At 72.0% G+C, this 24,092-nt stretch carries 20 protein-coding genes and 1 pseudogene; 13 read left to right on the top strand and 8 right to left on the bottom strand.

Translation table 11 applies throughout. The features are described from left to right. Positions 1–73: 73 nt before the first annotated feature. The 3 genes from AB852_RS04175 (at position 74) to AB852_RS04165 (ending at position 1,331) form a co-directional block, all read left to right on the top strand. Complete coding sequence (locus AB852_RS04175; protein WP_073783632.1) at positions 74–268, top strand: hypothetical protein; 195 nt, start codon at positions 74–76, stop codon at positions 266–268. Between the two features lie 144 nt (positions 269–412). After that, the gene (locus AB852_RS04170; protein WP_073783630.1) at positions 413–598 is read left to right on the top strand and encodes a hypothetical protein; all 186 of its coding nucleotides are present in this window, start codon (positions 413–415) and stop codon (positions 596–598) included. A gap of 151 nt (positions 599–749) precedes the next feature. Beyond that, on the top strand, positions 750–1,331 hold the full coding sequence (locus AB852_RS04165; RefSeq protein WP_073783628.1) for a hypothetical protein: 582 nt from the start codon (positions 750–752) through the stop codon (positions 1,329–1,331). Positions 1,332–1,431: 100 nt separating this feature from the next. On the opposite strand, the gene AB852_RS04160 is transcribed toward AB852_RS04165, so the two are convergent. Further along, on the bottom strand, positions 1,432–2,220 hold the full coding sequence (locus tag AB852_RS04160; protein WP_073783626.1) for a nucleotidyl transferase AbiEii/AbiGii toxin family protein: 789 nt from the start codon (positions 2,218–2,220) through the stop codon (positions 1,432–1,434). Between the two features lie 346 nt (positions 2,221–2,566). On the opposite strand from AB852_RS04160, the gene AB852_RS04155 reads away from it, so the two are divergent. From AB852_RS04155 to AB852_RS04145, 3 genes are all read left to right on the top strand, one after another. Continuing rightward, a complete protein-coding gene (locus AB852_RS04155) occupies positions 2,567–2,956 on the top strand; it encodes a hypothetical protein (protein ID WP_073783624.1) in 390 nt (129 codons plus the stop codon). Between the two features lie 155 nt (positions 2,957–3,111). Further along, positions 3,112–3,474, top strand: coding sequence for a MarR family winged helix-turn-helix transcriptional regulator (locus AB852_RS04150; protein ID WP_245876601.1), 363 nt, complete (start codon positions 3,112–3,114; stop codon positions 3,472–3,474). Between the two features lie 42 nt (positions 3,475–3,516). Beyond that, complete coding sequence (locus AB852_RS04145) at positions 3,517–4,422, top strand: phosphotransferase (RefSeq protein WP_143201172.1); 906 nt, start codon at positions 3,517–3,519, stop codon at positions 4,420–4,422. A gap of 413 nt (positions 4,423–4,835) precedes the next feature. On the opposite strand, the gene afsK is transcribed toward AB852_RS04145, so the two are convergent. Both afsK and AB852_RS04135 read right to left on the bottom strand, forming a co-directional pair. Then, complete coding sequence (gene afsK / locus AB852_RS04140) at positions 4,836–7,334, bottom strand: protein serine/threonine kinase AfsK (RefSeq protein WP_073783620.1); 2,499 nt, start codon at positions 7,332–7,334, stop codon at positions 4,836–4,838. Positions 7,335–8,122: 788 nt separating this feature from the next. Then, a pseudogene (locus AB852_RS04135) lies at positions 8,123–8,881 on the bottom strand (VOC family protein); the annotation flags it as partial. A 491-nt stretch (positions 8,882–9,372) separates the two neighbouring features. Between AB852_RS04135 and AB852_RS04130 the strand changes: the two are divergent. Further along, complete coding sequence (locus AB852_RS04130) at positions 9,373–10,020, top strand: TetR family transcriptional regulator (RefSeq protein ID WP_073783616.1); 648 nt, start codon at positions 9,373–9,375, stop codon at positions 10,018–10,020. 84 nt (positions 10,021–10,104) lie between these two features. Here the strand turns inward: AB852_RS04130 and AB852_RS04125 are convergent, their stop codons facing one another. Next, positions 10,105–10,563 carry a nitroreductase family deazaflavin-dependent oxidoreductase gene (locus AB852_RS04125; protein ID WP_073785379.1) on the bottom strand — a complete coding sequence of 153 codons (459 nt, stop codon included), beginning with the start codon at positions 10,561–10,563 and terminating at the stop codon, positions 10,105–10,107. A 266-nt stretch (positions 10,564–10,829) separates the two neighbouring features. Between AB852_RS04125 and AB852_RS04120 the strand changes: the two genes are divergently transcribed. Next, complete coding sequence (locus AB852_RS04120; protein WP_073783614.1) at positions 10,830–12,329, top strand: alpha/beta fold hydrolase; 1,500 nt, start codon at positions 10,830–10,832, stop codon at positions 12,327–12,329. Between the two features lie 274 nt (positions 12,330–12,603). Beyond that, on the top strand, positions 12,604–13,263 hold the full coding sequence (locus AB852_RS04115) for a pyridoxine/pyridoxamine 5'-phosphate oxidase (RefSeq protein ID WP_073783612.1): 660 nt from the start codon (positions 12,604–12,606) through the stop codon (positions 13,261–13,263). 63 nt (positions 13,264–13,326) lie between these two features. On the opposite strand, the gene AB852_RS04110 is transcribed toward AB852_RS04115, so the two are convergent. Then, complete coding sequence (locus AB852_RS04110) at positions 13,327–13,944, bottom strand: GNAT family N-acetyltransferase (protein WP_073783610.1); 618 nt, start codon at positions 13,942–13,944, stop codon at positions 13,327–13,329. 260 nt (positions 13,945–14,204) lie between these two features. On the opposite strand from AB852_RS04110, the gene AB852_RS04105 reads away from it, so the two are divergent. The 3 genes from AB852_RS04105 to AB852_RS04090 all read left to right on the top strand — a co-directional run bounded on the left by AB852_RS04105 (position 14,205) and on the right by AB852_RS04090 (position 18,620). Continuing rightward, positions 14,205–15,383: a flavin-containing monooxygenase gene (locus tag AB852_RS04105; RefSeq protein ID WP_073783608.1), complete on the top strand. Its 1,179-nt coding sequence runs from the start codon at positions 14,205–14,207 to the stop codon at positions 15,381–15,383. A gap of 715 nt (positions 15,384–16,098) precedes the next feature. Beyond that, positions 16,099–16,842, top strand: coding sequence for a 23S ribosomal RNA methyltransferase Erm (erm, locus tag AB852_RS04095; protein WP_073783604.1), 744 nt, complete (start codon positions 16,099–16,101; stop codon positions 16,840–16,842). Positions 16,843–17,045: 203 nt separating this feature from the next. Next, the gene (locus AB852_RS04090) at positions 17,046–18,620 is read left to right on the top strand and encodes an alpha/beta hydrolase (protein WP_073783602.1); all 1,575 of its coding nucleotides are present in this window, start codon (positions 17,046–17,048) and stop codon (positions 18,618–18,620) included. Between the two features lie 164 nt (positions 18,621–18,784). Here the strand turns inward: AB852_RS04090 and dapF are convergent, their stop codons facing one another. Together dapF and AB852_RS04080 are read right to left on the bottom strand one after the other, a co-directional pair. Continuing rightward, positions 18,785–19,834, bottom strand: coding sequence for a diaminopimelate epimerase (gene dapF / locus AB852_RS04085; RefSeq protein WP_073783600.1), 1,050 nt, complete (start codon positions 19,832–19,834; stop codon positions 18,785–18,787). 327 nt (positions 19,835–20,161) lie between these two features. After that, on the bottom strand, positions 20,162–21,496 hold the full coding sequence (locus tag AB852_RS04080) for an MFS transporter (protein WP_079184275.1): 1,335 nt from the start codon (positions 21,494–21,496) through the stop codon (positions 20,162–20,164). Between the two features lie 320 nt (positions 21,497–21,816). On the opposite strand from AB852_RS04080, the gene AB852_RS04075 reads away from it, so the two are divergent. After that, positions 21,817–22,848 (top strand): GlxA family transcriptional regulator, encoded by a 1,032-nt coding sequence (locus AB852_RS04075; RefSeq protein ID WP_073785376.1) that lies wholly within the window; start codon positions 21,817–21,819, stop codon positions 22,846–22,848. On the opposite strand, the gene AB852_RS04070 is transcribed toward AB852_RS04075, so the two are convergent. Beyond that, the gene (locus AB852_RS04070; RefSeq protein WP_073783596.1) at positions 22,771–24,063 is read right to left on the bottom strand and encodes an MFS transporter; all 1,293 of its coding nucleotides are present in this window, start codon (positions 24,061–24,063) and stop codon (positions 22,771–22,773) included. The two genes, AB852_RS04075 and AB852_RS04070, sit on opposite strands and share 78 nt — an antisense overlap. Positions 24,064–24,092 lie beyond the last annotated feature (29 nt).

Genomic DNA, 24,092 nt, shown 5'->3' with positions numbered 1-24,092 from the left:
CGTCCGGCAGCCCACGGGGGAGCTGCCGGACGGGCCTCAGACTCGACGACTCCCAGAATAGGAGTTCAGCACCATGAGCAATGCCGAGCACATCGACGGCACCATCAAGCCGCAGGACAGTCACGCCACGGGCGAGGAGCCCCAGGTGACGGTCAAGGACAGCCACGCGACCGGCGGCAAGGGCAAGCCGGTGAAGCCGCTGGACAGCCACGCGACCGGCGGCACCGCGAAGCCCGCGGACAGCCACGCGACGGGCGGCAAGCCCTAACAAGCCTGCACCGCACGGGGGAACCGAACCGCGACGGCACCGAGGGGGAGCCGTCGCGGTTCGCTGTGCCCCGGAAGCGGGCAGGATCGTTCCGTCCGCACCTGTCCTCGTTCCCGTCACCGCACCCCAGGGGAGATCCCGCACATGACCCGCGCCACGAAGCTGCTCGTCGTCGCCGTCCTCACCACGGGCACCGCGCTCGGTACGGCGGCCGCCGCCTCGGCCGCCGACAACCACGCCACCGGCGGCCAGAACCGCCTGGTGAAGCCGCTGGACAACCACGCGACGCACCTCGGGCCGCTGGACAACCACGCGACCGGAGCACACTGACGGCCGTCCCGGCCGGCCCTGGCCGCGCGGCTCCCTCCTCGCCGTCCGGCCGACGGAGCCGCGCTGTCCGGCCGACGGAGCCGCGCTGGCGTGGCGGGGGCCGCCCGGCGGGCGTAGCGTCGTTGGCGTCAGGCGCGAAGGAGGCGACGCGATGCTACGCAACGTCCTCGGGTCGGTCCTCGCCCTGCTCGGTGCGACGGCCGCCGTCTGGAGCCCCTTCCGTGCCTGGTACGACGGCCGTCTCGGGCGGTACTACGAGGTCGGGGAGCTCTTCACGGGCCACGGCGTCACGGACGCGCGGTCCGCTCTCTTCCTCTCCCTGTTCCTGCCGTTCCTGGTGGCGGCGGTACTGACCCTGGTCGGCGTGGCCCTGCGGTCCCGGACCACGGTGGCCCTCGCCGGACTGATCGTCCTCGGCTTCACGGTCCTGTGGATGGTCCGGCTCGGGCTCGCCCTCGGTGAGCTGACCGTGAACGGCGACGGCACGGGCCTCGGCTGGGGATCCCTCGCGGGCTTGGGCGGCGGCTTGGTGATGCTGCTCGGTGCCGCCCTGATGCCGGGCCGCCGCGCCCGTCCGACGCCGACGCCTCACCCGGCCGACACGGCTCCCCCGGCCCCGTACCCACCCCCGCCCCCGCCCCCGCCGGACACCCGGTACGACGACTCGGCTCCGACGCGTACGTGGGACACCCCGCCCGACACCCCGGGGCCCCGACCGCCGGACCAGCACTGAAGCCCCGTGCCCACACCTCGCACCTCGGCCGAAGCCGCGCAGCCGGGCCTCGACCCCGTCGGCCACTGCGGCATGAGGACAGGCCGCTCGCTGTCCTGTCCTAAAGGTCCGGGGATTCCTCGGGTGGTGGCGCGCCCTCCAGAAGGCGTTCCGCGAGGTCGTCGGCCCACTCCTGTGCCCACACCCGGATCGCGACGACCTCGCCCCCGCTGACGCCGTACGTCCGGAACTCCCGGTCGTCCGTCCACTCCGCCCCGGCGAGCCGGGCCTGGAGGTCGCTCAGGTCGAACGTGTCGGGGGCGTGCCGACGGCCGAGTTCCTCAAGATCCGGACGGCCCCATCGGTCCGCGACGGCGTGGACGTGGACGAGGTCCCGGGCGAGCCCCCGGTCCGCGAGAGCGCGGACCTTGGTACCCACCAGGTCCTCAAGGCTGAGCGCGAGCCCGATCGGGGTGGCGACGGGCGGATGCCACAGGGCTTCCTTGGCAGCGTGGACCTCGACGGCCGGCATCGGAACCGCCGTCCCGCCGCCCACGGGTCCGGTCGCGACGTCACCCCGGCCCCCACCTCCGTCCATGCCCCCCACCTCGGACACCACTCCGGCGAAGGCCGCCGGGCCGCCAGGACCAGCCACGACGAACCTGGCCGCCAGCGGACCCGCCTCCCTCTCCGTGACGAGCCAACCTCGCCGCTCCAGTTCCGCGGTGACGGCGGTGGCGATGTCCGGCATGGGTACGAAGCTGTCCGTCGCGAGGCCGAGACCGTTCCCGGTGCGCTCGGTCAGCCCGTGCGCGACGGCGGCATACCCCCCGGCGAGCGCGAGACGGTACGGGCTGCCCGCGGCGAGGAGAGCACGCAACAGCCCCTCATGGAGTTCGCCGGGGTTCATTCGGCTGCCGGTGACACGGAGGTCGATGAGGTTCCCATGGACCGATTGTCCCCGCCCCCACGGGATAGGGCCCGCTCCGACGGGCGGACGGGCGGACGGTCAGCAGGCGGCGTACTCCGAGTGGGCGGGCAGCGCGGGGACGGGGACGCGGGGGCGCGCGGGGCGTAGGGGCACGCGGGGCGTAGGGGCACGCGGGGCGCAGGTGGCACGCGGGGCGCAGGTGGCACGAGCGGCACGGGGCACGGGCGGCGGGCGGCGGGCGGCACAGGGCATGGGCGGCGCGGGGCAGGTGCTGCGGCGGCCACCAGCCCTCGCGTGATGTATGCGAAACGCACACACTGCCCCCATGGAGCAGCCGGAACACACTCTGCCCACGGCCGTCGACCGATGGCATGCCGCGGTGAACGCCCACGCCCCCACGCGGGTCGAGGCCACTGTCAGCGATCCGGTCGTGGTGAGGGGACCCAGAGGCGCCGGTCCCCTCAGCCCCGCCGAGTTCGCCGACTGGGCGGCACGATCCGGGATCGAACTGGTTCCACGGTCCTGGCACCCCGTCAGTGATCGCCTGATGGTCGTGGAGGAGGACGCCACCTGGCCCGGGAGCAAGGAACCGGTCCGGGTCGCCACCGTCTTCAGGAGCACCGGAGACCGGGTGTCCGCCGCGCTGCGGCTGCCCGATCTCGGTTCCGCTCTGGAACTGGCCTCGATCTGCCGCGAGACGGCCGCAACCGAATGAGCGAGTACGACGGGTACCCCGCCCATCAGCCCCCGCCCCCGTCGGCACCCGGACCCGGACCCGGACCCGGACAAACCCTCTTCGAGTTCGTACGTCACTGGGCCCGCCGGTGGAACTCCCCGGGCGACGGACCGGCCCGACAGCAAGGTCGCCATGTGCTCGTCACCGAAGCGGTGCGGTCCCTCGACAGCCGCGGCATCGTGACGATCAACGCCGTGGCAAACGAGATCGGCATCGACCAGAGTGGCGCGTCACGCATGGTGAAGGACGCCGTCGCAGCCGGGTATCTGGAGATCAAGCCTTCGGAATCGGACACGCGCCGCCGAGAAGTGACGGTCACCTCCGAAGGTCTCGATCTGCTCCACGACGCCCATCTCTGGCAGGAGGCGGTGTTCGACCAGCTGTCCGGCCAGTGGCCCGCCCAGCAGCGCGCGGAGTTCCACCACGCGATGCTCCACCTCCTGGCGCGCTCGCACACCCTCGACACCGACGGTCACGTACGTCCGGACGCCCCATGAATTGCGGTGCGCGGAAGGCACTCGTCCGCGAGGATGCCCGACGTGACCGATGCAACCGATGCGACCGAGATGACCGAGATGACCGATGCGGCCAAGGTGCCGAGCGCTCCGCTGCCGTCCGCCCAGGTGCTGGCCGCATTCGGGCTGACCGGAACGCCCGTACCGTTGCCCGGCGGCCAAGGGCAGAGCGTCCTCGCTGACGGCGCTGTCCTCAAGCCGGCGGACAGCACGGAGGTCTCCGAGTGGGGCGCCGAACTCTTCACTGAACTCGCCGACCTCGCCGACCTCGCCGTGCAGAATGAGGACACAGCGTTCCGTGTTCCGCGTCCGGTACGAGCGGCGACGGGAGGGTTCGTCTTCGACGGCTGGACATCCGACCGCCTGGTCGAGGGCGAAGCCGGTCCCGACGGGCGATGGGGCGAGATCCTCACCGCGGGGCGCGCGTTCCACCGCTCCCTGCGGCAGACTCCGCGCCCCGACTGGCTCGACCGGCAGCAGCACCCCTGGGCCGTCGCCGACCGCGTGGCATGGGATGAGACAACGGTGAACGTCTCACCCGATCTACGCGAGCCGCTCCGCGCCTTGCTCGACCTTCGGCAACCGGTCAGTGCGCCCTCCCAGTTGATCCACGGCGACCTCACCGGCAACGTCCTGTTCGCCCCAGGCCTACCACCTGCGGTGATCGACTTCTCCCCGTACTGGCGTCCGGTGGCGTACGCCGACGCGATCGTGGCGGCCGACGGTCTGCTCCATCACGGCGCCGACCGGGCTCTGGTGGATTCCGCCGCACCGGGCACGAACGGACTTCAGATGCTGGTACGCGCGTTGATCTTCCGCCTGGTGGCCTCGGCCGAGCTCGCCGGACCTGACGCCTCTCCCCCCGCGACGGACATCCAGCGCTTCCACCTGACCGTCGACCGCGTCCGTGGGTGGTTCACCGGCCGCTGAGCACGGCCGTTGCCGTGGGCGACCAGCAGGCGACGCGAAGACGACGGTATGTGGGACAACTCATCGCGCCCTGTGACCTCCACCTATAGGCCAGCTGAACGCTTCGGCTGTCCTAGAGGCCAGCACGGCGCCGCAACTGTCCTATAGGACGCCACGGTGGCTCAACTGTCCTATAGGACAACGCAGCATCGCAGCAGCCCTATAGGTCAGCTCGGCATCTCGGCTGTCCTATAGGTCAGCTCGGCGCAACAGCTGTCCTTTAGGTCACCTCCGAGCCCCGGCTGTCCTTAGGCCACAGCAGAGTCCCGACTGTCCCCATGGGTCAACCAGGTCGATCAGGTCACGCACCGTCAGGTCACGCACCGACCGTGTCCCGTACCCACTCTGGGCGGCGGCGTGGCGACGAGGCGGGGTCACGTACGGGCGGTGCCGGTGCCCTTCTCCGCGTCGAGGGCGTACACGCAGCGGTCCTTGCTACAGGCGTAGACGACACCCGCCCGGACGACGGGGGCACCGGTGATCTCACCACCGGTGGCGAGCTTCCAGCGCAGTCGGCCGTCGTCGGCCTTGAGGGTGTACAGGAGGTGGTCGGTGGAACCGAAGTGGATGCGGCCCTCGGCGACAGCGGGGGCGCCGACGACCTCGCCACCGGCCTGGAAGCGCCACTTCGGCGTACCGGTGACGGCGTCGAGGGTGTAGAGGCCCTTGCCGCTGCCCACATGGACGTGTCCGTCCGCGACGAGTACCGGATCGACGGACGAGCGGGGCTCCGTGGCGATGCGCCAGCGGTCCCGGCCGTCGGCGGCGTCCAGGGCGTAGACGGTACCGAGGTAGTCGGCGAGGTACACGCCACCGCCGGTGACGGCGGGACCCGGGGCGAAGGCGGGCGGCGCGAGGAAGACGGCGGGTGCCTCGAAGTGCCAGCGGACGTGTCCGGTGGCGATGTCGACGGCGAGGACCCGGGTCCCGGCGGAGAGGTAGACATTGCCGTCCGGGGCGGGTGTGATCCGGACAGGCACGCCACCGCAGGAGGCCGCGTCGCCGATGGGGTAGGACCAGCGTTCCTCACCCGTACGGGCTTCCAGCGCGCGGAGCCGGGCGTCCCGCCAGATGTAGACCGTGCCGTCGTGCAGCGCGGGACCGGCCTCGGGGGTCTCGAAGTCGGTCTGGGCGCCGGTGACCTCCCACAGCTTCTGGCCGCCGGAGGCCTCCCACGCCTGGACACCGCCGCCGCGGGTGCCGGTGACGACGGTGCCCCGTTCGGCGCGCAGCGAGTAGATCCAGCCGTCGGTGGGCAGCCGCCACAGGTCGGTGCCCTCGCGTGCGTCCAGGGCGTAGAGGGTCGGGCCGTCGGAGGCGAGGACACGGCCGTCGGACACGGCCATGGACCAGGCCACGTCGCGGGTCTTGAAGCGGCGGCGGCCGGTGGCCACATCAAGGGCGTGCACCTCGAAGGAGGTGACGTACACGAGGTCGCCGTCGACCGCGGGCGTGCCCCAGACGTCGTTCGACATCCGGAACCGCCACGGCCGCCAGCCCGCGCCCGCGGCGGGCGGCGCGACGGCGGGACGCGGCGGGACGGCGGGGTCGAGGGCGCCCGGCTGGGCCTTGGAGCGGGACCAGTGGCCGGAGAGCTGTGCCTCGGGCGGTCCGGCGTGCGCGGCGCCGACGCGGGCGGCGGCCTGCCGGGCGTCGGACACCCGCGGTCCCGGTCCGATCGGCACCCGCGCGCCCGCGAGGCGTACGCCGCCGTGGTCGGGGGCACCCGCGTGCCGTCCGTGGTCGACGGCGGGCGGCTGGTGAGGCACGGGCGGGGCGTGCGGAGGTGCGACGGGGGGCGGGGGGACGCCGGGCGCGCCCCGGCCACGGCCACCGCGTCCGCCGCCGTGCGCGGGGGCGCCGGGCCCCGGGGCCGCGCCGGGGTGGCCGCCCATCGGCGGGGCGCCCTGCGGGGTTCCGGGTGCGGCGCCCGGGTGGGGCGCGGGCCGGACGGGCTGCTGGGGGCTCACCTGGGTGCGTGCGCCGCGCCGGGACTCGATCAGGCTGGTCGCGGGCTCGGGGAGCCACGCGGAGGCGGTGCCGCTGTCGTCGGAGCCGGAGCCGAACAGGTGCGGGGCGAGCTGGGACTGGAGGTCCGCGGGAGTGGGACGGGCGGTCGCGTCCATCTGCATGCAGGACTCGATGAGGGGCCGCAGTTCCTCCGGCAGACCCGCCAGGTCGGGGCCCTCGCGCAGCAGCATGAACACCGTCTCGACCGGGTTGGCCCCATGGAAGGGGGCGTGTCCGGTGGCGGCGAAGACCAGGGTGGAGCCGAGCGAGAAGACATCGCTGGCCCCGGTCACGCTGCGGGAGTCCTTGGCCTGTTCGGGGGACATGTAGGCGGGTGTGCCGACGGCCACGTTGGTCATGGTCAGCCGGGTGTTGGACACCCCGCTGGCGATGCCGAAGTCGATGACACGCGGGCCGTCCTCGACGACCAGCACGTTGGACGGTTTGAGGTCACGGTGCACGAGTCCGGCGCCGTGGATGGACTGAAGGGCCTCCGCGACTCCGGCGGCGAGCCAGCGCACGGCCTGGGCCGGCATGGGGCCGCACTCGTTCACTATCTCCTCCAGCGAGGGCGCTGGAACGTAGGCGGTGGCGAGCCACGGCACGGCGGCCCTGGGGTCGGCGTCCACGACGGCGGCGGTGTAGAAGCCGGATACGGCACGCGCGGCCTCGACCTCGCGGGTGAAGCGGACCCGGAAGAGCTGGTCCTCGGCCAGTTCGGTCCGGACGGTCTTGATCGCGACCCGTCGCCCGGACGCCGAGCGCGCGAGATAGACCAGCCCCATGCCTCCGGCCCCGAGCCGCCCCAGCACCTCGAACGGGCCGATCCGTCTCGGATCATGCTGTGTGAGCTGATCCACCACTTGTCTGCCACCTCCCCGTACGCGCCGTCTCCGTGAACACGGCCCCGTGCAGCGTCTCACCACCGAACCGCCGCGGCGGCACGCACCCCGATTCTTCCTGTCCAGGGGGTCCGTTGCGAACCCGAGGACGAATCAGGGTGTCTCCGGCGAGTCGACCCATTCCGCGCACCCCGGGCGGTGACGACGGGCCACCCCGGGCGGCGGGAACGTGATATGGGGCACTCTGGCCTTCCCGCAGCCCGTTCCCCGCACCCCGGATACGCGCGCGATGTGGCGTACGACTCAATTCGCAACTAGTGGCCGCGGGGCCGACGCCCTCCGGCAAGCGGCCACGCGGCCAGCCGTCGGCCACGGCTGCCGGCATCCGGCCGCGAGGCCACTCCACCACCCGCGCTGACCGCATCGGCCTTGCCGACGACCCGAGCACCCTGGCCGACCGCACTGACCTGGTTGACCTGGTTGACCTGGTTGACCGGATTGGCCGCGCTGACCTCATTGGCCGCCCTGGCCTACTTGGCCGCAGCGGTCTGGTTGACCGCAGTGACCTAATTGACCGCGCCTGGCCTGCCGACCTCAAGGGCCGCGTCAGCCGTACCAAACCTGCGGGCCGCGCCACCCGCACCGGACCCACGGACCGCATTGGCCGCATTGGCCGCATTGGCCGCATTGGCCGCATTGGCCGCATTGGCCGCTTCCGAAGCGTCGGCGGCATCCGTGGCGGCGAGCACGTCGAACTCCTGGGTGGCCTCCGCGTCCGACTCGGCGGCCGCTTCTGCGGAACCTTCGACCTCATAGTCCTGAAGGACGGCGAAATCGGCTCCCTGGTTGTCGGAGAACACCGCGATACGGCCGTACGGGGTGTCGGTGGGCGCCATGTGGACACGCCCCCCGAGACGGGTGACAGTCGCGGCGGCCAGGTCGCAGTCGGGAACCCGGAAGTACACGAGGAAGTGGGAGGGCATCTCCGGCGGGAAGCTGTCCTCGATCAGAATGCGGCCACCGACCGCGGAGTCGGGGCCGGGCCGGGTCCCGGCGGGCGACCAGACGCGCAGCTCGTCGCCACCGTGCGGACCCAGATCGGTGACCCCGAAACGGAACACTGCCGAGTAGAAGGGGTCGACCACCGACTTGTCACGGGAGTACAGCTCCGTCCAGCAGAAGGACATGGGCTCCTGCTGGACGCCGAACCCGGTGCCCTGCGGGCCCTGCCACAAACCGAACACGGCACCCTCGGGATCGGCCGCCAAGGCCATCGTCCCGTCCCTGACGGGTAGCGGACCGCTCACCACCTGGCCGCCCGCGGACCGGACCCGCCCGGTCAGGGCGGCGATGTCCGGAGCGGCGAAGTACACCGTCCAGACGGTGGGCATACGCCCGTCCCTCTTGCCTGCCAGGGCGGCGACGAGCCGCCCCTCGCGGTACGCACGGCTGTACGACCCGTCGCCGAACATCCACCCGAACAGCTCACCGTAGAAACGTTTCCCCGCGGCCACGTCAGGCAGCATCACGTCGGCCCAGCAGGGCGCCCCCTCGGCAAAACCGCCCATCACCACCTCAACCTTCCAACGAACCCCTCATCGCAGCAATCTACGCCAACCGCCCAGAAACCCCCACAGCACCCTCCCGCCCACCGGCCAGGGCCCCGGACCGGACCGGAGAGCCCCCGGACCCGGCAACCCGGACCGCACCAGCCGCGAACGGCGCCGCAAGACCGCTGAGCCCAGCGCTGCCCCCGCACCGGACAGCGGCAGACGAAGCGGCACCGGCACCCGCAGCCATGCGCACCCGCACCGCCACCGCCACCGCCACCGCCATGCAGAACACCCGGCGAAGAGCACCCGCACACAACCGGCCGGTCACCCCGTGGAGGGCACTCGTGCCGCATTCGTGCCTGGACCGCGCGCACCCCGTCCGACCAGGGCGGAACCCAGAAACCGCCAGGTACACGAACCGGCCCCCGACCCCCGCCGCGAACCGGGTGCACCCCATTTGCAGTCGGTCGAATCGCGCTCCGAGACCCCCTCGGTAAGCTGACGACATGACAGGACAGGTAAGAACCGTCGACGGCCGCGTAGCCGGACGACGCGGCCAGGCGACCCGCCAGAAGCTGCTGGAATGCCTCGGCGACATGCTCAGCTCGTCCCCGTACCGCGATGTGAAGGTCATCGATGTGGCCCGCAGGGCGGGCACGTCACCGGCGACCTTCTACCAGTACTTTCCCGACGTGGAAGGCGCCGTTCTGGAGATCGCGGAGGAAATGGCCGCGGAGGGCACATCGTTGGCCCAGCTCCTCGAAGGCCGCTCCTGGGCGGGCAAAGCGGGCTGGCAGACGTCCCAGGAACTCGTGGACGGATTCCTGGACTTCTGGCGCCGGAACGACGCCATCCTCCGGGTGGTCGACCTGGGCGCCGCCGAAGGTGACAAGCGGTTCTACAAGATCCGTATGAAGGTGCTGAACTCCGTCGCCAACTCCCTCGCGGCCACGGTGAAGGACCTTCAGGCCAAGGGCCGTGTCGACAAGGACGTGAACCCGGCCGCCGTGGCCGGTTCCCTCGTCACGATGCTGTCCGCCGTGGCCGGCCACCAGAAGGGGTTCCAGACCTGGGGCGTCAAACAGGCGGAACTGAAGCCGAACCTCGCCCTGCTGGTCCACCTGGGCGTCACGGGCCGCAAGCCCACCCGATAGCGGACACCAGCGGACATCGTCCGGCTCCGCCCTCAGCCTTCCGGCCCCGACGACCACACGGTCCGGCGCATCACCAGGCACTCCTCACGGCCTACGTCCGGCCAGCCTGAACAGACGGATCTCCCGAGTCACCCGGGACTGATAGGTGGCGTACGGCGGCCAGAACCGCAGCGCGGCGGTCCACGCGGCCTCACGCTCGTCCCCCGTCAGCAGACGAGCCGTCACCTCAACACGCTCCCCCTTCCAGTCGATACGCGCGTCGGGGTGGGCCAGCAGGTTCGCGGTCCAGGCCGGATGCCCGTCACGGCCGAAGTTGGACCCGATCAACACCCACGTACCACCGGACTCCGGCATGCACGCGAGCGGCACACGGCGGGGCAGGCCCGAACGGGCACCGGTCGCAGTGAGCATCACTCCCGGCAGCATCAACCCGCTGACCAGGTACTTTCCGCCGCTCAGCCGATGCACCGAACGGTCGAGCGCGGGAACGACATGCGGCGCGAGGCGCGCGAACGCCCGCGTGGACGACACCCTCCGCACCATGCGGACACCTAAGGCCAGCACGTTGTCCCCTTCCTCGGCTTCCTCGGCTTCCTCGGCCTTCTCGGCCTCCGCGACCACCGCGACCACCGCGACCACCGCGACCTGACCTAATGGCCGGGCGAGTAAGCACAGGTGGTAACCAGGACACGCGACTTGGTGGTCCGGTAGCAACAACCCGCGCTGCATGAACGGCACGTTGACCCCTATTACGTCCTCATCATGTGCTCATGGCAACGCCATAACGCACGGCCGGGACAGTGACGCGCATGAACACGACCATGCGCGTGAACAGGGTCCCGAACGCGAGACGTCGGGCTGTCTCCGTACTCCTGGCCCTGTCCGCTTCCGCCGCCGCTCTGGCCGTCCCCGGTTCAGCCGCCGCCCGGGAGTCGTCCGAAGCCACGCCCGCCGTCACGCCCATCAGTTGGGGGCCCTGCCCCAAGGCCGAGCCGCCCTATCCCGACCCCAGCCCGAAGGCGCAGTGCGGGACGGTCCAGGTGCCGCTGGACTGGTCGAAGCCGAAGGGCCGGAAGATCGGCATCTTCGTCGCCCGCTACCGGGCCACCGACCCCGCGCGGCGGATCGGTGTCCTGATGTCGAACCCGGGCGGCCCGGGGGCGCCCGGCTCGGACGACGCGCTGTACGCGGACGACCCCTACAACGGCTACTCCCCCGACATGCTCAAGCGCTTCGACATGATCGGGTTCGATCCGCGCGGCATCGGCCGCAGCCAGAAAGCCGAGTGCGACGAGACGATCCTCGACTCGATCCCGACCCGTCCCCGCAACGCCGCCGAGTTCGAGCGGATGCGCACCCTGAACGGCCGGCTGGCGGACAGCTGCCTCGCCCGGACGGGCCCGCTCGCCGCCCATATGGACGGCGAGAGCGTTGCCCGCGACATGGACGCGATCCGCGCCGCCCTGGGCGAACGGAAGATCAGCTTCATCGGCCATTCCTACGGCACGTTCCTCGGTGAACGCTACGCGCGCCTGTTCCCGGACCGGCTCCGCGCGCTCGCCCTCGACAGCGCGATGGACCCGGCACGCCCGAACGCGGAGCGCTACCTCACCGACGGCAGCGTGACCACCAACACCACCCTGAAACGGCTCGCGGCCTGGTGCGAGACCGAAGCGGACTGCGCGTTGAAGGGCCAGGACCTGACGGCCGTCACCGACGGCCTGTTCGCCCGTGCCGACGCGGGCACGCTCCGCGAGCCGGGCCCCGACGGAGCGACGCGGACCAAGGTCGACGCCGACCAGCTGTCCGACTACCTCACCTTCGCCCTCGGCAGGTGGACCCCGGCGAGGGCCACACAGGAACTGGCCGCCCTGCACAGCGGAAAGGGCGAGGTCACCTGGTACGGCGGAGCCACCGACCCCGCATCGCGGCTCGTGCTGTGCCGTGACTACGACTTCCGGATTCGCGACTACGCCCAGTACCGGGCCATCCGCGAACGGGTCGCGAAGGCCGCCCCGCACATCCGCTACAACGCGCAGGCCCTGGAGACCGTCCTCGGCTGCCAGGGCTGGAACATGGCGCCCAAGCCCCAGCCCGCCCAGGCGAAGGGCAGCCTCCCGCCCGTCCTGGTGGCCAACGCCACCCTTGACCTGGCGACGCCGCTGCCGGGCGCGCAGCGCATGGCGCGTGCCTTCCCCAAGGCGACCCTGTTCACGATGGACGTCGCGGGCCACTGGCTCTACCGCAAGGGCGGGACGGAGAAGGCGATGCGGGTGATCGACACCTACCTCACCGGCCGCAAGGGCTGAGCCGGGGAGGACGGAGGACCTCACCGTCGCGGTCGGCTCCACGTCAGCCGCCGGCCGCGACGGTGACACCTGCCGCGTCCCGGCCACAACTCGGCCATCGGTGTCCTCATTCCTCCACCGGTGACCCCATTACCCGGTGACCTCATTGCCCGGTGTCCTCTTTCCCCGGTGTTCTCATTCCCCGGTGTCCTCGACCCTTCCAGGGTGCACAGGGCGCGGAACGGCCTCCCGGTGAGCGATCACCGGGAGGCTGTCCGGCCCCATACTCGGGCCCATGGGAACCGATCTCGATGAGCTGCTGAAGTCCCTGCGGGTGTGGGACCTCCCCGAGCTGCCCCGTTTCGATCCGCGTGACGCACCGGCCGACCCGCGCGAGCTGTTCACGTCCTGGTTCGGGGACGCGGTCGCCGCGGGACAGGTGGAACCGCACACCATGTCCCTGGCCACAGCGGACACGGACGGTCTGCCGGATGTCCGCATCGTCATGCTGCACGGGGTGGACGAACGGGGCTGGCTGTTCGCGTCCCACTCGACCAGCCGCAAGGGCCGCCAGCTCGCCGCGCTGCCGTACGCGGCACTCGCGTTCTACTGGCCTTCGCGGGCCAGGCAGGTACGGGTACGAGGTCCCGTTCGCACTCTGGACGCACAGGAAGCACGGGCCGATCTCGGCGCACGGTCCACCGGGGCACTCGCCGCCGCGCTCGTCGGCCGGCAGAGCGAGCCCCTGACCACGTACGAGGAGTTGGCACGCGCGTCCGCCACGGCCTGGGAACGTGCGGCGGCCGAGCCGGACGCAGCGGTGCCGAGTTGGGCGCTCTACGCGCTCGACCCGCGTGAGGTCGAGTTCTTCCAGGGCGATACCGAGCGGCGGCACGTCAGGCTCCGCTATGTCCGCGAAGGTGACGGGTGGACACAGGAGTTGCTGTGGCCGTGAGCGGCGGGACGGCAGGACCGTAGGGCAGCGGTCCGGCAAGAGGACGGTCCGGTCCGCCGAGGGCTAAACGGGGGCCTCGTCCGTGGTGAGGCGGCCATGCAGGTGGACGTCCCGGAACGCGTCGTGCCGCCCCTCCGCGAACATCGCGTCCCGCAGGGTCCCCTCGTACCGGAAGCCGACCGCTTCGCCGATGCGGCAGGACACGTCATGTCCCAACGCGTGTCCTAGTTCGAGCCGGTGCAGGCCGCGATACCGGAACGCCCAGTCGGTGGCCAGGGCGAGGGCCCGTCGCGCGACACCCCGGCCACGGGCTTCCGGCAGGGTCCAGTAGCCGACGAGCGCGACGCTCATCGTGTCGTTGATGTTGTTGATGCCGACGTGCCCCAGGATCGCGCCGGTCTCCTCGTCCGTGACGCAGAAGGCCGCTTCCGTGCCCCGCGACACGTTCTCCGAGCGCGCACGCAGCGAGACGCGGGCGTCGGCCAGATCCTTGACGAGGATCGACGGGGTGTTCCACCGCAGGAACTCCGGATCGGAGAGCCCGCGCAGATAGGCGTCCAGGTCCGCCTCGGCGTCCGGACGCCAAGGGCGCAGCACCAGGCCCCGGCCTCGTAGGTCGGGGAGGGGGACCGTCTCCGAGCCTGCCGGGATCGCGTCACTCTTGTCACTCGTGTCACTCATGCGTTCATTGAACATCTATCGGGTGATCACGGCGAAGGAATTTTCGGGCGGCGGGCCGCAGCCACCGTACGGTCAGCGAGACGCGTGCCGGATAGCGACGTGACCGGATACCGACGTGCCCGGACACCGACCGGAACCGGTCGCCTTCGGGGGGCGCTTCCTCCCGGACCGACACCTTCGCGGAAGTCCGTGATCAATTCGCAACGCATTCCGGTCTTGACCGAGACCAATCAACTCAGGACGTGATTACGCTCGCGCTCATGGCCCACTCCGCAGACCACGACAAAGCCGCCCTGCTCCGCACGTCGGACCGCCCGGTCTACGTCATCGGCGGCGGTCCCGGCGGGCTCGCGACGGCCCACGCGCTGCGGTCGCGCGGGGTGCGCGCAGTCGTCCTGGAGAGGTCGGACGGGGTCGGCTCCTCATGGCGCGGCCACTACGACCGGCTGCGGCTGCACACCACGCGCAGGCTGTCCTCATTGCCGGGCCTGTCGATCCCCCGGTCGTTCGGCCGCTGGGTGGCCCGCGACAACGTCGTGCGGTACCTGGAGAAGTACGCCGAGCACCATGAGCTGGAGATCATCACCGGTGTGGAGGTCAATCGCGTCGACCGGGCGCCCGACGGGGACGGCTGGCTGCTCAAGGCCTCCGGTGGCCGCGAGCTGTCCGCTTCGGCGGTGGTCGTCGCCACCGGCTACAACCACACACCGCACCGGCCGGACTGGCCCGGGCACGACACCTACAAGCGGACACTGCTGCACGCGTCCGCGTACCGCGAGCCCGGACCGTACCGGGACAAGGATGTCCTGGTGGTCGGCGCGGGCAACACAGGTGCCGAGATCGCCGTCGACCTGGTCCAAGGGGGCGCGGCACGGGTGCGGCTCGCCGTACGCACCGTCCCGCACATCGTGCGCCGCTCCACCGTGGGATGGCCCGCCCAGGCCGGGGCCATCCTGTGCCGCAGGCTTCCCGTGGTCCTGGTGGACCAGTTGGCCCGGGTGATGGCCAAGGTCAGCGTGCCGGACCTGACCGCGCGGGGGCTGCCCCGGCCACGGACCGGCCTGTACTCGCGGGTGCGGCAGGGGGCTCTTCCGGTGCAGGACGTCGGCTTCGTCGCAGCCGTCCGCGCCGGACGCGTCGAAGTGGTGGCGGCTGTCGAGTCACTGGACGGTGACCAGGTCGTCCTCGCGGACGGCACCCGCGTCGACCCCGACGCCGTGATCACCGCGACCGGGTACGAACGGGCTCTTGGCGGCCTCGTCGGCCACCTCGGAGTGCTCCGGGCCGACGGACGACCGCTCCCGCACGGACGCCGTTGCGCGAAGGACGCGCCCGGCCTCTACTTCACCGGCTTCACCAATCCGATCAGCGGGATGCTGCGGGAACTGGCGAAGGACGCCGACCGGATAGGCAAGGCGGTCGCACGAGCCTCGCGCTGATTCGGGCACCGCGGTTGAGTCCGCCGTCCCGCACTCCCGCGCAAGCCCCCACCACCGCGCCGCCCGCCCCACGCACCGCCCGCCCCCGCACCGCCCGCTCCGCCCCATCCCGCCCAACAGGGGGAACCGGGTCGCGGCCCCGAACCGGGAAATCCATTTGAGCCCGTGCTCGATGGCGCCTAACGTCCTGGACCATGTGTGGAATCTCAGGTGTCGCAAGCATGGCAGCAACCCGATTCCGTCGCTTCTAGCGGCGGCGTCCCCACTCCTCGTCGGTCCTCGCCGACCACGGCCGGCCCCATGGGCCTGTGCCGGTCCGCGCTGATCCCGTAGACGAGACGTACCGCCGTTTCCGAGCGACCCCGCCGGACGGCCCTTCGTGCTGCCCGGCTCACCTCGAAGCCGCGGAGTTCCCGTGCCCAGGCACCATCAGCCCTCCTCCCCCGACCGCCGCACCCCGTCCCATGACCGGGCCCGCACCCAGCCCAGGCCCACGCCGTCCGGGTCCGGGTCCTCGTCCTTGTCCGCATCCGCGTCCAGGTCGCGTTCCGCGCCCCGGACCGATCGCCGGGCCGAAGACGACCCTCGCCGCACCGCCGGCCGCGGTGCGGGCACCTCCAGCGCCCCCACCGATCCACGTACGGCGAACGCCCCCGAACCACCCACCGCTCCCGGCTCACCCCTCGCCCCTGCTTCACCGGGCGGACGGCACGAGTTGGGCCAGAACTTCCTCGTGGACCGGGCCACGATCCGCGCGTTCGTGGACCTCGTCGCCCGCACCGACGGGCCCATCATCGAGATCGGTACGGGTGACGGCGCGCTGACGCTTCCGCTCCAGTCCCTCGGCCGGCCTCTGACCGGAGTCGAGATCGACCCCCGCCGGGTGGAACGGCTACGGCGGCGCACGAACCCGTCCACCACCCTGGTGCACGCCGACTTCCTCCGCTTCCGCGCACCGGCCACCCCGCATGTGCTCGTCGGCAACCTCCCTTTCCACGAGACGACCCCGATGCTGCGCCGCGTACTGACCTCGTCCGGCTGGACCAACGCTGTCCTATTGGTGCAGTGGGAGGTCGCGCGGCGACGGGCCGGTGTCGGCGGGGCGACGATGATGACCGCGCAGTGGTGGCCCTGGTACGCGTTCCGGCTCGCCCGCAGGGTTCCCGCCGCCGCGTTCCGTCCTCGTCCGAACGTCGACGGGGGACTCCTGACGGCCACCCGCCGGGCCAGGCCCCTCGTCGCTGCGTCCGACCGCGCGGGGTACCAGGACTTCGTACGCCGGGTGTTCACCGGCAAGGGCCGCGGCCTCGAACAGATCGCCACGGCCGCGAGCCCCTCGCTGTCCCGGCGCGCGGTACGGGCATGGGCCGCACGACACCGCGTCGCGACGGGCGCGTTGCCGAAGGACCTCGACGAACAACAGTGGGCGGCGCTCTACCGCATGACATCGCGCGAATGACACGCCCGCTCCCCATCGCGCCCGCTCCGCCCGCACCCCCTTCGGCGCCGGGAACCCTTCGGGCAGGGCATCCAACCAGGTCAAATCGCGCATCCGAACTCACGTACGCCGTACGCCCGTTAGCCTGTCCGACGACCCCGCGGTCCGTCCCTCCGGACCACTGAAGAGCGCCATTCACCATCCCAGCGAACGAAGGCACTCCAATGCTCCTGAGACGAAGAGCGACCTCCAAGATCGCCTTGGGCGTCGCCGCGGTACTCGCCCCCACACTTCTCAGCACCACGGCAGCGGCCACCCCCACGGCCGACCCCGGCTCGTCGGTGAACGTAGCGGCCACCGCGTCGGCCGCCATGTCCTCATTGACCTGGCGGGGCTGCGACGCCGACGTCCCCGCGACCGTCGAGTGCACGACCCTCGACGTGCCTCTCGACCACCGCAAGCCGAGCGGCAAGAAGCTCGAACTGTCGCTGTCACGGATCAAGGCCGCCGACCCGGCCAAGCGCCGCGGTGTCCTGCTCTTCAACCCGGGTGGCCCCAGCGGCTCCGGGCTCTTCTACCCCCTCGCGCTGAGCGGTCTTCTGCCGCAGTCCGTGAAGGACCGGTACGACCTGATCGGCTTCGACCCGCGCGGAGTCGGCGCCAGCAGTCCTCTCGCCTGCGGGACGACCACCGCCGACGAGCGGCTGACGTACCGGCCGTACAAGGACGCGACGTTCGCCAAGGATGTCGCCTGGGCGCGCGACATCGCGCAAGGGTGCCGGAACCTCAACAAGGACACGCTCCCGCACATCAGCACCCGCAACACGGCACGCGACATGGACATCATCCGCGCGGCCCTCGGTGAGCGGAAGATCTCGTACTTCGGGCTGTCGTACGGGACCTATCTCGGGTCTGTGTACACCCAGTTGTTCCCGCAGCGGGCCGACCGGTTCGTCCTGGACAGCGCGGTCGACCCCAAGCGGGTCTGGCGCAGCATGTCGCAGTCATGGGCGGTGCAGGCGGAGACCGCGTTCGACCGCTGGACGGCGTGGACCGCACGCAATTCGGCGCGGTACGGATTCGGTGACACGTCCGCCGAGGTCGAGAGGCTGTTCTGGGACATCGTCGCGCGCGCCGACCGGGAGCCGCTCGACCTCGGCGGGACCGTGTTCGACGGTGCCGAGGTCCGCGAGTACATACGCTGGCAGATCACCCACCCGTCGGTCGCCGCCGACACCTTGGGGCTGCTCCGGGACGCCGCGGCGGGCAAGCCCGTCCCGACCTTCCCGACCTTCGTGCCGACCGACAACGAGCTGGCGAGCTATCTCGCGATCATGTGCGGTGACGCCCGCTGGCCCACCGACCCGGCCGTCTACCAGGCCGACTCCCGGCGCGACAGTGTCCGCTACCCGCTGTACGGCGACTCCGTCTCGAACGTCTTCCCGTGCGCCTTCTGGGACCGCCCGCTCGAAGCGGCCACCAAGGTCGACAACAAGGTCCCCGCGCTCATCGTCCAGAACGAATGGGACTCGCAGACCCCTCTGGTCGCGGCGCAGGGCCTGCGCCGGGCGTTGAAGGGCTCGCGGCTCGTCACCGTGGACGAGGGGCAGGGCCACGGCGTGTACTCGCTCGGGATCAGCACCTGCGCCGACGAGCACACCACGACGTATCTGATCACCGGACGGCTTCCCGCCCGGGACGTCACCTGCGCGGCCGACCCGCAAGCCGCGGCCGACTCCCGGTCCGCCTCGCCGAACCTCGCCCCGGTACCGGCCCGCCTCCCCTTCTCCGGCCGCTGACCCCGGCACACGGATGACCCGGACCACGCGGACCGCCTGAGAGCACCCGGACCGTCCGGAAACACTCGGATCGCCCAAGGGCACCCGGACCCGTCCAGGGGCACCCGGACAGTCCAGACGCACACAGCGCCCTCCCGCCGGCCAGGCGGGAGGGCGCTCGCGTCTCAGAACGCGGACGCGGCGGGCTCCAGCGTCGTCTCGACACCCGCTTCCTTCAGCGCCACGAGGTTCTCGCCGTTGAACGCGGCGAAGGCGTGGATCTCGTCCGTGAACACAGTGCTCTCGTAGCGGACGGGCCCCTCGACGAGCAGCGCCGACGGGTCGAGCTCGGTCGCGTACACGTTCGTCGCGTTGCCCTCCAGGACCGGCTGCCACCGGTCGCCCTCGACCTGCATCCAGCTCCGGGCGACCCCGCCCGGGTTGCGGACGACGACGGGCGTGCCCGGCTCGACCCGTCCCAGGCGGGACAGCACCGCGCGGGAAGCGGCGACACCCGAACCGCAGGACGGGGTGAGGCCCGCGCCGCGCTCGAACGTCCGCACGAACACCTCCGTCGCGGCCAGGGGGCGCACGAAGGACACGTTCGCGCCGATCGGGAAGCTGCCCGCCGCCCGCGCCACACGGGTGCCGGTGGTGATCAGCTCGGTCTCGTCGTACGCGTCGTGCGCGCCGCCCCGCCCGTCCGTACCGTCCTCGCCGCCCAGCACGGTGATCAGATGCGAGTTCGGCACGGCGACGGCCGAGACCCGGCGGGTCGGGTGGTAGGCGGACAGCGTCTCGTCCACGAACGGCCACGCCACGTCCGCGACGATCGGCTCCGCCGGGGTGAAGTCGACGGGCGGCAGCTCCACGGACACCCGGCGTACACCGTGCCCGCTGGTCTCGGCGGCGCGCACGGTGAACGCGTACGGGCCTGTGCGCAGGACGACCGATTCGGCCTGGTAGCGGTCCAGCAGCAGACGGCCTGCACCGCGCATGCCGTTGCCGCACAGCAGGGACGCGGAACCGTCGGGGTTGAAGAAGTGGGCCTGCGCGCTGCCGTCACGGTGGTCGTCGATGAAGTACACGCCGTCGGCGCCCAGGCCGTTCTCCCGGTCGCACAGCAGCCGCACCGCGCGCTCGACGTCACCCGGTGCGAAGTGGTCGGTGGGGGCGCCGTCGATGACGAGGATGTCATTGAGGCTGCCGTGCGTCTTGGTGATCGACAGAGCCATGCCGCTGTTCCGTTCGTCGTCCGTGAGCCGTGGTGCGACCTGCGCGGCGGGGGTACGGGAGACACCTCCGGGTCGGCGCCTCCGGGACGGTGTCCCTCGGGTGGCCTTCACCGATGGTGCCGCCGGTCGGCCGTCGCCGTGCCGGTACGGAGGGCCACCGGTACACCCGGGGCCACCCTGTTCTCGCAAGTCTAGGGCCGCGCCGTTTGTTCCCCCGATTCGTTCCCCCGGATGCTCCTCCGGCTGTCCCCAGGCAGCCCGGACGGCCCGGCCGGCACGGGCACGCGGCACGGGCACGCCGACGCCGGATCAGGCAGGTCAGGCAGGTCAGGCAGGTCGAGCCGAGGGCACGGGCTTTCGGCGGATCATCAGCACCATCAGCGCGGCAGCCGCGCACAACGCCCCCGACGCGTACCAGACCACGTCGTACGACCCGAAGACGTCCCGCGCGGCCCCGCCGAGGAAGGCGACCAGGGCGGCGCCCACCTGGTGGGAGGCGAGCACCCAGCCGAAGACGATCGCGCTGTCCTCGCCGTAGTGCTCGCGGCACAGTGCGATGGTCGGCGGCACGGTGGCGACCCAGTCCAGCCCGTAGAAGACGATGAAGAACAGCATCGGCGGCTGTACCGACGGAGCCAGCAGCATCGGCAGGAACAGCAGCGAGATCCCGCGCAGCGCGTAGTAGACCGCCAGCAGCCGCCGGGACTCGTAGCGGTCGGTGAACCATCCGGAGGCGACGGTCCCGATCACGTCGAAGATCCCGATGAGGGCGAGCAGCCCGGCCGCAGCCGTGATCGGCATGCCGTGGTCGTGCGCCGCCGGGATGAAGTGGGTCTGGATCAGACCGTTGGTGGACGCCCCGCAGATCGCGAAGGAGCCCGCGAGCAGCCAGAACGGCCCCGTGCGCGCCGCCGCGAACAGCGCGGACACCGCCCGCCGCGCCGCGCCCCGCACCGGTGGCGGCTTGGGTACGAACTCCGTCGCGCCGTAGGGCGCGGCTCCCACGTCCGCCGGGTGGTCCCGCAGCAGCAGCCAGACGAACGGCACGACGGCCAGCGCGGTCAGGGACACCGTCACGGCGGCGGCACGCCAGGCGTGGTTCGCCACGATCCAGGAGAGCAGCGGCAGGAAGATCAGCTGACCGGACGCGGCGGCGGCCGTGAGCAGCCCCGTCACCAGGCCCCGGCGCGCGGTGAACCACCGGTTGGCGATCGTCGCGGCGAACGCCAGGGCCATCGAGCCCGCGCCCAGTCCCACCAGCAGACCCCAGCCGAGGACGAGTTGCCAGGGCTCGGTCATCCACACCGTGGCGCCGGACCCGACGGCGATCACGGTCAGCGAGGTGGCGACCACCCGCCGGACGCCGAAGCGGTCCATGAGCGCGGCGGCGAACGGGGCCGTCAGCCCGTACAGGGCGAGATTCACCGAGACCGCGAGCCCGATCGTGCCCCGTGACCAGCCGAACTCCTCCTCCAGCGGATCGAACAGCAGCCCCGGCAGCGACCGGAAGGCGGCCGCCCCGATGATCGTCACAAACGCGACGGCGACGACGAGCCACGCGCGGTGGACTCGTCGCCCCGCGCGCCGCCCGGGACCGGGACCGGAAGTCGACACGGGACCGGGATCGGAATTCGGCACAGAGCCAGGACCGGGAGTCGACATGGCGCTGGGGCCGGGGCCGGGGGTCGGCACGGTCCGCCGCGGGGGGTCCGAGTGGTCGGCGGGGGCCGTCGGGTCCGGGGTGCCGCCCGGTGGAGTGGTCGCTGCCTGAGTCACACATGACAGCCTCCGTGCACATGACACCTCGGACGAGTGGCCCGAAGGCCAGCGTTCACTAGGATCGGGCCATGGCTCCCCAGCGCCCCGAGTCCCGGCCTTCCCCGCCCCGGACCACCTGGTCCCGAACCTTCGTACCCGAACCAGCGGCGGCGCCGGTCCATGACCCGGTACCGGACCAGGCCCCCGGCCCGGCACGGGACCCGATGCCGGACCAAGTCCCCCGCCCGCCACAGGACCCGATACCGGCCGCGCCCCCGCACCGCGTGGTCGTCCTCGCGCTCGACGGTGTCCTGCCCTTCGAACTGGGCATCCCCCAGCGCATCTTCGGCCGCGCGCGGGATGCCGCCGGGCGGGGGCTGTACGAGGTCGTGACCTGTTCGGTCCGGGCCCCGGGGCCGGTCCGCGCGGAGGCCGACTTCTCGATCCTCGTGGAGAACGGACCCAAGGCCCTCGCCACCGCCGACACGGTCGTGGTGCCCGCCTCCTACCAGCTGGGGCCCGTCTTCGAGAAGGGCGAACTCACCGGCGAACTGGCCACCGCGCTCGGGTACGTCCGCCCCGGCACCCGGCTGATGTCCATCTGCACGGGTGGCTACGTCCTCGCCGCGGCGGGCTGGCTGGACGGCCGCCCCGCCACCACCCACTGGTCCTCCGCCGACCACTTCCAACGCCTCTTCCCCCGGGTCGAGGTCGACGCGGACGTCCTGTTCGTCGACGACGGCGATGTGCTCACCTCCGCGGGGGTCGCCGCCGGCATCGACCTCTGTCTCCATGTCGTACGCCGGGACCACGGCTCCGCGGTCGCCAACGACGTGGCCCGCCGCACCGTCGTCCCCCCGCACCGCGACGGGGGCCAGGCCCAGTACATCGAGAGGCCCGTGCCGGAGCCCCGGCTGGCGACCACCGCAAGCGCGCGGGCCTGGGCCCTGGCCCGGCTGCACGAGCCGCTCCAGCTCCGGGATCTGGCGGCCCGCGAGTCCATGTCCGTACGCACGTTCACGCGTCGGTTCCGTGAGGAGGTCGGGGTGAGTCCCGGTCAGTGGCTCACCCACCAGCGTGTGCAGCGGGCCCGGCATCTGCTGGAGTCGAGCGCCCTGTCCATGGACCAGGTGGCTCAGGACGCCGGGTTCGGGACCGCGCAGTCCATGCGCCAGCATCTACAGGCCGCCCTCGGTGTCACGCCCACCGCGTACCGGCGCACCTTCCGGTCGGGCACCGCCCTCCCCGCGCGCTGACGACGCTCCACCGCCGGACCCGGCGAGCGGGGACGACCCCCCGCCACACCGCACCCGTGCGGTCAACCGTCGTTCGCCCACCGCGGCGACAACGATCAGCACCGCGGTGAGCCCGACGCCGGCGAGCATCGCGCCGGACGGAGTGGTGACCCCGAGCAGGACGCCCGCGAGGGACCCCGCCGCCGCGTATCCGGCGCCCACCGCCGCGTACATCAGCGAGTAGCCGGCGGCGACCGCGCTGGGCGGCAGCACCTCCCGCAGGGACAGGTTGCGCGCGAGCAGGGCACCCGCCTGGAGGACACCGCCACAGGCCAGGGCGACGGCGAGAACCGCGGTGTTCGGAACCAGGGCCACGACGATCACGCAGGTCAGGAGGCCGCAGAGCAACACGAGACCCTGCGTGGGCAGCCGCCCCGGCCAGCTCCGCAGCCCGTACACGTACGCCCCCGCCGCCGCGCCCACGGACAGCCCCGCGAGCAGCGGCCCCGTCCAGCCCACACCCACACCGCGATGCTCCAGAAGGGCGGGCAGCACCAGCTCGGCGAGGGCCAGCGGGGCAAGGCCGGCCGCCCCGAGCACGTACACGGGCCAGACGCGCGCCATCAGCCGCGCCATCGGCTCGCCACCCCGGTCGTCCGGATCCGAGGTCCAGCCCGGGGGCAGCAGCCACAGCCCCACGACCGACGCGCCCATGAAGCCTCCGGCCAGCAGCAGCGGCGTGGCGGGTGCCACCCCGAGGGCGAGTCCGGCGACAAGGGCCGGGGACGCGGCCCACACCGCGTTGGTGAGCATGGACTCGACGGACAGCACCTGGGTGACCGCCCGGTCGGGGACGAGGGTGGTCAGCAGCGCGCGCAGCCCGCCCGGCGCGGCAGCGGGTGCCGCGCCCGCGACGAAGGCGAGCACGCCGAGCACGAGTGGGTGCCCGCCCGGCAGCAGCCCCAGCCCGACGAAGGCCGCCGCGCCCACGCACAGCCCGGCGGCGAGATGCGGTCTGGCCCGCTCGGACCGCATCCGCATCCCGAGCAAGGGCGCGCCGACGATCTCCCCGACCACGTACACGGCGGCGAGCGCGGCGCCCAGGGTGTATCCGCCGGGCCGCTCGCGCACGAAGAAGACCAGGGCGAGAGGCGCCATGGCGACGGGCAGCCGCGCGCCCACGGCGACCACCGCCCAGGCGCCCACGGCCTTCGAGACGACCTCGCGATAACTCATGCCTCGAAGCTAACGGGCCCCGCCGACAT

The organism is Streptomyces uncialis (genome assembly GCF_001905345.1).
GTDB classification, from domain to species: Bacteria; Actinomycetota; Actinomycetes; order Streptomycetales; family Streptomycetaceae; genus Streptomyces; species Streptomyces uncialis.
This window is presented reverse-complemented; position numbering and strand designations above follow the sequence as displayed.